Source organism: Ruegeria sp. MALMAid1280, assembly GCF_049195285.1.
In the GTDB taxonomy this organism is placed as follows: domain Bacteria; phylum Pseudomonadota; class Alphaproteobacteria; order Rhodobacterales; family Rhodobacteraceae; genus Ruegeria.
The window spans coordinates 44,593-54,201 of sequence record NZ_JBMIRT010000049.1; the positions used below are offsets into that span (position 1 = coordinate 44,593).

Annotated in this window: 7 protein-coding genes; all 7 read right to left on the reverse strand. The window is 61.5% G+C overall.

Going from position 1 to position 9,609, the window contains the following annotated elements:
* Positions 1–87 precede the first annotated feature (87 nt).
* Positions 88–1,956 (reverse strand): glucans biosynthesis glucosyltransferase MdoH, encoded by a 1,869-nt coding sequence (mdoH, locus tag ACOQFT_RS11990; RefSeq protein WP_421598152.1) that lies wholly within the window; start codon positions 1,954–1,956, stop codon positions 88–90.
* Positions 1,953–3,452 carry a glucan biosynthesis protein gene (locus tag ACOQFT_RS11995; protein WP_421598153.1) on the reverse strand — a complete coding sequence of 500 codons (1,500 nt, stop codon included), beginning with the start codon at positions 3,450–3,452 and terminating at the stop codon, positions 1,953–1,955. The genes mdoH and ACOQFT_RS11995 overlap by 4 nt, the downstream gene beginning before the upstream one ends.
* Entirely contained in the window at positions 3,449–4,666 is a 1,218-nt protein-coding gene (locus tag ACOQFT_RS12000; protein ID WP_421598154.1) for an OpgC family protein, read from the reverse strand. The genes ACOQFT_RS11995 and ACOQFT_RS12000 overlap by 4 nt, the downstream gene beginning before the upstream one ends.
* Before the next feature lie 35 nt (positions 4,667–4,701).
* Positions 4,702–6,072 (reverse strand): tetratricopeptide repeat protein, encoded by a 1,371-nt coding sequence (locus tag ACOQFT_RS12005; protein ID WP_421598155.1) that lies wholly within the window; start codon positions 6,070–6,072, stop codon positions 4,702–4,704.
* A 181-nt stretch (positions 6,073–6,253) separates the two neighbouring features.
* Positions 6,254–7,438 (reverse strand): CaiB/BaiF CoA transferase family protein, encoded by a 1,185-nt coding sequence (locus tag ACOQFT_RS12010; protein WP_421598156.1) that lies wholly within the window; start codon positions 7,436–7,438, stop codon positions 6,254–6,256.
* Positions 7,425–9,044: a thiamine pyrophosphate-binding protein gene (locus ACOQFT_RS12015; protein WP_421598157.1), complete on the reverse strand. Its 1,620-nt coding sequence runs from the start codon at positions 9,042–9,044 to the stop codon at positions 7,425–7,427. Before ACOQFT_RS12015 ends, ACOQFT_RS12010 begins: the two co-directional genes overlap by 14 nt.
* Before the next feature lie 78 nt (positions 9,045–9,122).
* The gene (locus ACOQFT_RS12020; protein ID WP_421598158.1) at positions 9,123–9,581 is read right to left on the reverse strand and encodes a DUF302 domain-containing protein; all 459 of its coding nucleotides are present in this window, start codon (positions 9,579–9,581) and stop codon (positions 9,123–9,125) included.
* Between the last annotated feature and the right edge of the window lie 28 nt (positions 9,582–9,609).

Below are 9,609 nucleotides of genomic sequence, written 5' to 3' on the forward strand. Positions count from 1 at the left end.
TGCGTATGACTTGTATCGAAATACGCTGCCTCTCCCTGCGGTCGAACGCGCATTTCGATACGAAACTCAAATGAAACGCAAAGCGCTTTACTCTGCCGGCGTCATTGCGCCGTTTCCCTCGATCAAGCGCTTCAGTTCTTTCCGGTGGCGCCGGGCCGAACGGGTGATCGCGGGTTCGCGGAAATCCTCTCTCATCCCGACCATACGCCGCGCCGCGCCAGCCGAGACACCGCTGAGCGCGGAAAGTGGGATCGCCAGCGCAAGGCTGATCGCAATTGGTGCCAGCCAGACCGAGACAAGACCGGACAGGATGCCAACACTCAGCGCGACGCCGCTGATGGTTTCCAACGTGTGGCACAGAACCAGGGTGCGCAGGCTGTAGGTGCCGCCGTCGCGCGCCTGCGGGGACCAGCCCTTTTGTATACCGAGCGCCGTGCGGAACACCGCAATCATCTGCTGCACCATCAGGATCGGGGCATACAGGATCGACAGGATCACCTCGGCCAGGAAAGAGGTCAGGAACTTGGACCCGCCGCCGAACTCGGCATAGCGCACCCCGCTCAGGGGCAGGGCCAGAACGCCCAGCACCTTGGGGGCCAGCAGCATCGCGTACATCACCAGGATGATCAGCACGTGGCGGGTTTCCGACATCTCGGGCCATTGCGGGAACATCGGGTTGTCGGGGCTGAAATAATGCAGGACCGAGGCGTCCTCACCCTGACCAATCAGTGCCCACATCACCAGCAGCGCAAACCACAGCGGCGACATCAGATATCCGACCGCGCCGTGGAACATGTGAAAGCGCGACACGGCCCGGAAACCCGTCGAGCCCAGCAGTTTCAGGTGCTGCAGGTTGCCCTGACACCAACGGCGGTCGCGCAGAGCATGGTCGATCAGCGTGGGCGGGGTTTCCTCATACGAACCGCGAATGCGCGGCAGGAAGCGCACGCCCCAACCGGCGCGGCGCAGCAGGCCGGCCTCGACGAAATCGTGGCTCATGATCAGCTTTTCCTGACCGTTGAAGGCCCGCAGCTTTGGCAGGCCTGCGCTTGTGGCAAAGGCCCGGGTGCGGATGATTGCGTTGTGGCCCCAGTAGTTTCCTTCCTGTCCACACCAGCGCGCCAGACCCTCGGCAAAGGCAATGCCGTAGACGCCGTTGGCGAATTGCTGCATCCGGGCAAAGACCGACTGTGCGCCGATCAGTTGCGGGTAGCTTTGAATCAGACCGGCACCCGGATCACGCGCCAGCGAATCCGTCAGGCGCGTGATCGCCCGCCCGGTCATCAGGCTGTCGGCATCCAGCACCAGCATCGCGTCCCAATCGGCGCCCCAGCGGCTGACCCAATCGGCGATGTTGCCGACCTTGCGGTCGGTGTTTTCCTCACGCCGACGGTAATACAGCTCCAGACCGGGGGCGAGGGTGGTGCGCAGCGCTTCGACACTGGCCTGTTCCTGCGCTGCGATCTCGGGGTCGCGGGTGTCGGACAGGATGAACATAGCATAGTGGTGCTGACCGCCTCGGGCGCGCAGGTCCTCCAGCATTGTGCGGGCGTTGCCCAGCACGTTCCACGGCACCTCGTTGTAGACCGGAGTCAGCAGCGCCACGCGCAGCGGCTGCGGGCGGGTTTCGCGTTTCGGCTGCTCCTGCCGCGACAGGGACACCATGCCCAGCAAAACGGTGCAAACCGTGAAAGAGATCCAGAAGAAGTTGAACGAGATCAGCGCCAGCAGGATGCCTTCGATCAGATTGATCCCTTCGGCCCCAAACCAATCGCCCATGATCCACAACAGGCCCAGCGTAGCCGCCATGGCCGGAGAGAACGCCAGCGCGCGCCAGAACCCGGCTGAGGGGCGCCGACCCGCCGGTACCTGTGCATCCCGAAAATCCGCGCTGAAATCCTGCGCAGGCATGGCCAAAGGCGCCTCGGGGGGCATGATGTGCAAATCCTGGGTCATGCGGTCCAACGATAAAGCCAGACCTCAGAGGCCGGTTGTTTGTCTTTCAGCAACTGCGCGCGCAACTCCACGTGGTTGCGCTCGCCCGGCTGGAATGAAAATGCCAGCCGCAGGCCACCGGTATCCGGATTGCGCTGCAGCACACCTTCGGAGGTTTCCGCATGGGGCGAGTCGACAAAGATCGTCATCGCCTCGGGGTCGTCAAACAGTTCGCTTTCCTCAAAGTCGATAACCGCCAGACGCCCTTCGCCAAAGGTGTTCTCACCCATCGCCGTGTTGATCACGCGCGGCATCGGGGTACGCTGGGGTTCCTCACCCCAGATCAGGCGATAAGACAGATCGACCTGGCTACCTGCCGCGTAGGGTTCGGCAGGCCGCCAGTAGGCAACGATGTTGTCATAGATTTCCTGATCGGCCGGAATCTCGACCAGCGTCACAGCGCCTTTGCCCCAATCGCCATTGGGTTCGACCCACAGGCCCGGGCGCTTGTGGTAATTCGCCTCAAGATCCGCATAGTCCGAGAACGCGCGTTTGCGCTGCATCAGACCAAACCCGCGCGGGTTCATGTCGACAAAGGATGAAAACTGCAGCCGCGTGGGGTTGGCCAGCGGCCGCCACAGCACTTCTCCGGCACCATTGCGGATCAGCAACCCGTCGCTGTCATGCACGGCGGGGCGGAAATCGTCGAACCGGCTGTGGTTGGTCTGATCGAACAGGAACATCGAGGTGCCGGGCGCGATGCCCACATGCGGCAGTTCCTCGCGCGGGAACAGGGTCGCTTCGATATCCATCACACAGTCCGCGCCAGCGGTGACGTTGAACCGATAGGCACCGGTTACGCTGGGGCTGTCCATCAGCGCGTGGACAACCATGTCGCGCTGGCCGGGTTTCGGGCGTTCCAGCCAGAAGCGGATGAATTCGGGGAATTCCTCACCATCCGGGTCGCCGGTTTTCAGGGCGAGCCCGCGGGCCGAAAGACCGTAGACCTCGTGCAGGCCGATGGCGCGGAAATAGCTGGCGCCTTGCCAGACGCAGAATTCGTCGGTTTTGCCGGGGCGGTGCATCTCGGTGCGCAGGCGCAGGCCGGAAAAGCCCAGAGTGTCGTCGACCGGCAGTTCGGGCACATCCTCGGATTTATCGAACATGGAAAGGTCAAAGGCGACCGGCGCGGCCATGCCGTTTTCGACCGTCATCACTTTAACCGTGCGCGGGAAGTACAGGCCGGGCGTAAAGAAATCGACGTTGAAGGGCGTCTCGGTCTCATACCAAAGCGCGCGGTCCAGACGGAACCGGATCGAGCGGTATTGCTGGTACGTCAGATCCTGCCATTCCTGCGGCACCATCTCGCGTTCGGCATAAGGCTGGCTGGCCAATTCCCGGGCCATCGCGATGACGTCGTTGCGGTCAAACGGGGTTTCCCCGCCCGTGGCAAAGGTGGCAGGCGCAAAGGCAAGCGCCGAAGTCGAGGCCAGAAATGCGCGACGTGTAAAATTCATTTTTTCGACTTCCAGGGTTGTGACTTGAACCAAGCGGCCATGTAAGCAACGCCGATGATCATGGCAAAGCCAATCATGTTTGCGATGAACACACTGGCAACATCCCGCCCACTCAGATCCAGTCCGACGCCGATAAGCCGTGCTGCTGCCATGGAAAATACGAACACTGCCAGCGATTGCTGCCCGACCTTGGTGATCACGGTCAGCAGGAATTGCCAGACTTTGGCCGCAGCGCCGTGTCCGGTGGCGATCAGGCGGTGGCCGTGCTCGCCTGCGACAACCCAGCCCAGATAGGCCAGAGACAGGAAGTGCAGGTAACGGAACAGGCCGAAATCCGTTTTGTCGCGCAACTCTCCGGTCAGCGGCCAGACCCTTTTAATTTCCGCCGCCAAATCCGGAGCGACGGCCTGAACCCACAGGAACACCTTCCACGACCCGAATGGTGCGGACAGGACCACAAACAGTGCCGCCGCCCAGATCAGCGTCTTCGACACCGGAGGCGCCGGTATCCAGCCGCGCATAAAGGCAAATCCGGTGAAGAACAGCAGCTGCCAGCCGAACGGGTTGAAGAACCACTGACGGTCCGACCACGGCTCGGCAGGCAGGTCCAGCACGTCAGTCTGCGCCACCAGCCACAGCGCGACAGAGGCCAGGGCAACCGCCCAGAACCCGATCCGCGACAGGCCCATGACCAGCGGCATCATCGCCAGAACCACCAGATACATCGGCAGGATGTCGAAATAGTTCGGCACATAAGTCAGCGTGAACATCCCGACGATCTGCGGCGCCGGGTCGTTGAAGAAATGCTGAAGGTTCAGCGACGCGATATAGCTTTTTTCGAATAACCCACTCTGATCCAGCGCCGCCATGGTCATGGCAACAAAGAAGAACAGCGCAATATGCGCCCAGTAGACCTGCCAGATGCGGAAGGCGACGCGGCACGTGCCCATCCACCAGCCTTTGCGCAGAAACGCGCCGCCGAATGCGATGGCCGAGGCCATGCCCGAGCAGAATACGAAAATCTCGGTCGCATCCGAGAACCCGAACCGGGCGGGAATCCACTTGGCCCACGGGTCGTTTGGGATATGCGCGATCAGGATGATGAACATCGCGATGCCGCGATAGAAATCCAGCCGCGGGTCGCGCGTGCGCGCAGGGGCAGCCGTCGAGGCCACCACAGGCGCAAAATCAGAAGCGGGCGAAGCTGTCGCCATACGTATTCTGTCCTTCTTGGTCTTTTTTTGTTTTGTTATTCAGCCGGTACGCTTTGTGCGTCTCGGTCATCGCGGGCCGCATCGATTAATGCGCGGCGCGCCAGAGCGTAATTATCCTCGCCTCCGGCGCGTTTGGTGCGGCGATCGTCCAGAATGCGCTCGACAGCATCCAGACGACCCGCGCGCAGGCCGGAATCAATTGTGATGCGCTCGAATACATCACGTTGGGCGTGGCTGCCCCCTGCCAATTGCATACCACTGCGCGCGTTCGATAAAAAGTCGAATGCGGCACCGTAGAGGCCTTCGCCAAAAGCCTCAAGCCCCTTGGCGGCTGCAATGCCCGGATCGGACATGCGGACCGGGGTGTCCCCCTGATTGCGCTGTGCGTCCTTCTGGATGCGCTGCAACATCTTGTTGGTCGCGTTGGTGCGGTTGTCGCCGGTCAGAGCCAGAAGATAGTGCAGATCGGCAAAGATCAGACAGCCATCCTCGGTCCGGGCGGCGCTGAGATCGGCCAGCTCTTCCCAACGATTGCCGACATCTATGCCCTCAAGCTCCAGCCGTGACAGCAACGAGGTTGCGTTCGAAATATCGCGGTAATCGTCGGTTTTGTCCTGACGGATGTAGTTGTCATACAGCTCCATCACCTGATCGACCTGACCCAGGTCCAGGTGCATCAGCGCCTTGTGCCACCAGACGTGATAGCGGAAGTTGTTGCAATGGGTCCAAGCGTCCTCGCGCCCAGCCAGCCAGTCCAGACCCAGCTGCGCGTTGCCCGTCATCTCATGCACATGGGCCACCGCGTGCAGGCCCCAGGCGTCATCCGATACCATCCACAGCGCCTGACGCCCGGCAATCTCGGCCTTTTCATAGGCGCCGGTTTCCTCCAGCGCGAAGGAATGGCAGCCCAGCAGATAGCCACGTCCGGGATGATCGGGCGCATAGGCGGGCATCACCCGTTCGATAGAGCGGCGCATTCCGGTTGGGTCGCCCAGAACGAACCGGGTCGCGTGGCTGAGCTTCATCGCCAGTGTGTCCTGCGGATGGGCGCGCAGTATCTCTTCGAATTTCTGGATGGCCTGTGAGGGCAGGTCGGCCAGATACAGACCCAGCGCGTCGATATACAGCTGCTCGCGCGCGGAAACCGGCTGCCGCTCCGCCGCTGCATTTGCGTCTGCAAATGCCTCAACCGCGACTGCCGTCATCTCACGCCGGCCCAGCAGAACCATGAACAGGCCTTTGATCGCGTGACCCAGGGCAAAGTCGGGCTCAAGCTCAAGCACTTTGCCCAGATGCTGCGGCGTGCTGGCCGAATGCGCCATGAAGCCAAGCAGAACACCATTCCACGCCTCGACGCTTGCGGGCTGGCTCAGGGTGTTCATCTGTCCGAAAACATCTTGTTTCATGGGAGCGATCCGATCCAATTATGAATTTGTACAATATCTGATTTAGCAGAGACAACGGCGGCGTCGTATCAGTATCGCCGCTGCTCTCGAATTGGTGAAATGCCGTGTGTGGAAAACGTGAAAAAAACCGCCGATTCAACGGCATGTTTCAGCAACTTGCCGCCGAAACAGGCGCCGTGTTTCAATCTTCGAATGGATTTTCAGCGTTCAGAACAGCCTGAGTGTCCGCCCCGAACACCGGCGGAGCACTGCGATATGTTACAGGTGTGCGGGACAGTTTCAGCGGATTCCCGATCAATTTCACTTCGCCCGGGGCGGCCTGCATGGCGATCTGCATCTGCCGCGCGGCGACCTGTTTCGTGGCAAAAACCTGATCCAGCGCCTGCACCGGGCCGACCGGCACTTTGCGCGTTTCAAGTTCGGCGATCACGGTGGCGGTGGTATAGGTCTGCACAGCCGGACGCAGCACCGCGTTTAGGGCGTCCCGGTTTTCCAGCCGCGCCGGGTTGGTGGCAAAGCGCGGGTCGTCCGCAAGCTCCGGTTGACCGATGAAATCGCAAAAGCGGTGGAACTGGCCGTCATTACCCACGGCCAGAATGACGTGGCCATCGACGGTTTCGTAGACGTCATAAGGCACGATATTGGGATGCCCGTTGCCGCGCCGTTGGGGCACCTCGCCCGAGGTCAGATAGTTCACGCCCTCGTTGATCAGCCACGACACCTGCGCATCGACCAGCGCCAGATCAATCTGCTGGCCTTCCCCGGTCTGGTCGCGGTGGCGCAGCGCGGCCAGAATGCCGACGGTCGCGTACATCCCGCACATCACGTCAGAGATGCCGACGCCCACCTTCATCGGGGCCCCGTCAGCGTCACCGGTCAACGACATGATCCCGCCATAGCCCTGCGCCATCAGGTCATATCCGGGTTTGGACGCGTTCGGCCCGGTCTGGCCGTAGCCCGAGATCGAGCAATAGACGAGGCTGGGAAACTCTGGCGACAGGGTTGCGTAGTCCAGCCCGTATTTTGCCAAACCACCGGGTTTGAAATTTTCGATTAAGATATCCGCGTGCGAGGCCAGCCGCTTGATCTGCGCCTGACCCTCGGGCGTGGTGATGTCGATGGCCACGGATTTCTTGTTTCGGTTGGTCGACATGAAATAAGCGCTCAGGTCCGAACGGTTGCCGTCTGCGTCCTCAACATAAGGAGGACCCCATTGCCGCGTGTCGTCCCCGCCCGTGGCCGGATTTTCGATCTTGATGACGCTGGCGCCCAGATCGCCCAGCAATTGCGTGCAGGTCGGCCCAGCCAGAATGCGGCTGAGGTCCAAAACCTTGACGCCCTTCAGCGGTCCTTCAGATGCGGCCATCATATCCTCCACGGTCAATCTCGGCGGCGATCACGGTGAATGTGTCGGCCTTTACGGCTGCATTCAGCGCGGCGCGCAATTCTTCCCGGTTGCGGACGGTGTGGCCGTTGCCGCCAAAGGCCCGACCCATAGCGGCAAAGTCGTGGCGGTCGAAATCGACGCCTGTGTTGCCCATCTGGCGCTGGCGCTGTTTCAACTCGATCAACGCAAGGCTGGCATCGACAAAGACCAGAAAGATCGGGTTGCCGCCCATCTCGGCGGCGGTCGACAACTCTCCGGCGACCATCAGGAACCCGGCATCGCCTGAAAAGCTGATCACCGGGCGGTCCGGCTCGGCCAGTTTCAGGCCAATTGCCATCGGCACCGCGCAGCCCATGGTGCACAGCGCCGAGGATTGGATCAGCCCGCGTTCTTCATGGCAATCCCACATCTGGCTTAGCAGGATGCGATGCGCGCCGCTGTCGGCAGTGGCCAGTGTTTCAGCGGGCAGGGTGGCGCGGGTCTCGGCGATCACGGCGGCAGGGCCCCAGTCGTCATCGGTGGGGAAGGCCTGCGCCAAGGCGGCCTTGACCTGCGCGGGCTCACCACCCGGCCATGTTGCGCGCGCGGGGTTGCCTTTGGCGATGGATTCCAGCGTGGCGCCTGTATGGGCGACCAGATGCAGCCCGGCCTGATGCATGAAATGATCATTGACCACGGCAGAAATATCGATGACGCGCTTGTCCTCGGGATCCCAGATCTCACGCCAGCCGGGGCGCATTTCAATGGGGTCATAGCCCAGACACAGCACCAGATCGGATTGTTCGACCAGCGGCACCAGATGCTTGTCTGCCAGCGGTGACAGACCCGCACCGCCGAGGCTCAGAGGGTGATCCTCGGGCACCACACCCTTGGCCTTGTAGGTGGTCACGAAGGGAATGCTGAAATGTTCCAGAAACGCCTGCACCACATTGCGCGAGTTGTCATAGAGCACGTCCAGACCCACAATCGCGATGGGACGCTCGGCCTCGGCCACCCAGCGGCGGGCTTTTTCAACGCAATTCCCCTCGGGCGCAACGGCGGCGGGTTTGGTGAGGCGGCGGCGTTTGACACCGGATACGCGCGTATCCGCGACCGAGATCGGCACGTCGATATGCACCGGACCGGGACGCGGCTGGTTGGCCAGCGACACCGCCTTGTCGGCCACAATATCCGCCCCTTGCGGGGTCAGGGTGAACGTCCCCTTGGTGATCGAGCGATAGACTTGCGCATGATCCATGACCTGATGGGTATAGGTCAGCGCCTCATCCGCATCGACGCAGCCGGTCAGTACGATCATCGGCACCCGGTCCTGCAGCGCGTTGGCCACCACGTTGATCCCATTCATCGCGCCGGGGCCAAGGGTGGCCACCAGGATCGCAGGTGCACCGTCGCGGTGATGCACGGCTTCAGCCATGAACCCGGCGGCGTTTTCGTGTTTGGCCAAGTGAAAGGTGATCCCGGCCTGTTCCAAAGCATCTACCAGCGTCAAAACCTCGCCGCCCGGCATCCCAAAGGCGTGGCGACATCCGGCCTCGTAGAGACGTTGGGCCAAAAGGTCAGCCGCACGGGGGGACAGGTCCTGCATCAGTCAAGCTCCGAAATCGTGTTTCACAGGAGAATGCGGAGGACGCGCCCGGACGCAAGCGGGTTCACGCCAGTGTGACTATTTGACTGCGGTTTCCGCCACCGCCTGAAACTTTGTGTCCAGTTCGGCGGCAATATCGCTCAGCGGCTCGCCTCCTTCATAGACGTAAGGCGCAAACACAAAGCTGGGCGTTTTGTAGGACAGGGTCGCGGTGCCGTCCTCGTTTTCAGTGACGTAAAGCCGGATTGGGGCTTCGATCATCGCCCGGACCGAGGTTTCCAGCACGCGCACGGCGTAGTCGTTGTTAAAGGCGCCGATCACCAGATTTCCGGGAATGATGATGCCCCGCGCAGCCGCGGCCTTGGTCGGCCCGGCCTGAGTGACCACGATCAGCCCGTTTTCCTTCACCGCAGATTTGGTATCGGCCACGAGGTCTTCATAGCTTTTGTCCGTCGGATAAATCGCCCAACCGGACAGGGGTTCGTCGGCCCAGGCAGGCACGACCAAACAGCAAAGCAAAGCCCATAGAACGCGCATTCTTGACACCTCCAACACCACGATTGGC

Excerpts from the sequence above, each read along its gene's own strand:
- ACOQFT_RS11995 (WP_421598153.1), bottom strand. The coding sequence starts at position 3,452 with ATGAATTTTACACGTCGCGCATTTCTGGCCTCGACTTCGGCGCTTGCC.
- ACOQFT_RS12020 (WP_421598158.1), bottom strand. The coding sequence starts at position 9,581 with ATGCGCGTTCTATGGGCTTTGCTTTGCTGTTTGGTCGTGCCTGCCTGG.
- ACOQFT_RS12000 (WP_421598154.1), bottom strand. The coding sequence starts at position 4,666 with ATGGCGACAGCTTCGCCCGCTTCTGATTTTGCGCCTGTGGTGGCCTCG.
- ACOQFT_RS12015 (WP_421598157.1), bottom strand. The coding sequence starts at position 9,044 with ATGCAGGACCTGTCCCCCCGTGCGGCTGACCTTTTGGCCCAACGTCTC.
- ACOQFT_RS12010 (WP_421598156.1), bottom strand. The coding sequence starts at position 7,438 with ATGGCCGCATCTGAAGGACCGCTGAAGGGCGTCAAGGTTTTGGACCTC.
- mdoH (WP_421598152.1), bottom strand. The coding sequence starts at position 1,956 with ATGACCCAGGATTTGCACATCATGCCCCCCGAGGCGCCTTTGGCCATG.
- ACOQFT_RS12005 (WP_421598155.1), bottom strand. The coding sequence starts at position 6,072 with ATGAAACAAGATGTTTTCGGACAGATGAACACCCTGAGCCAGCCCGCA.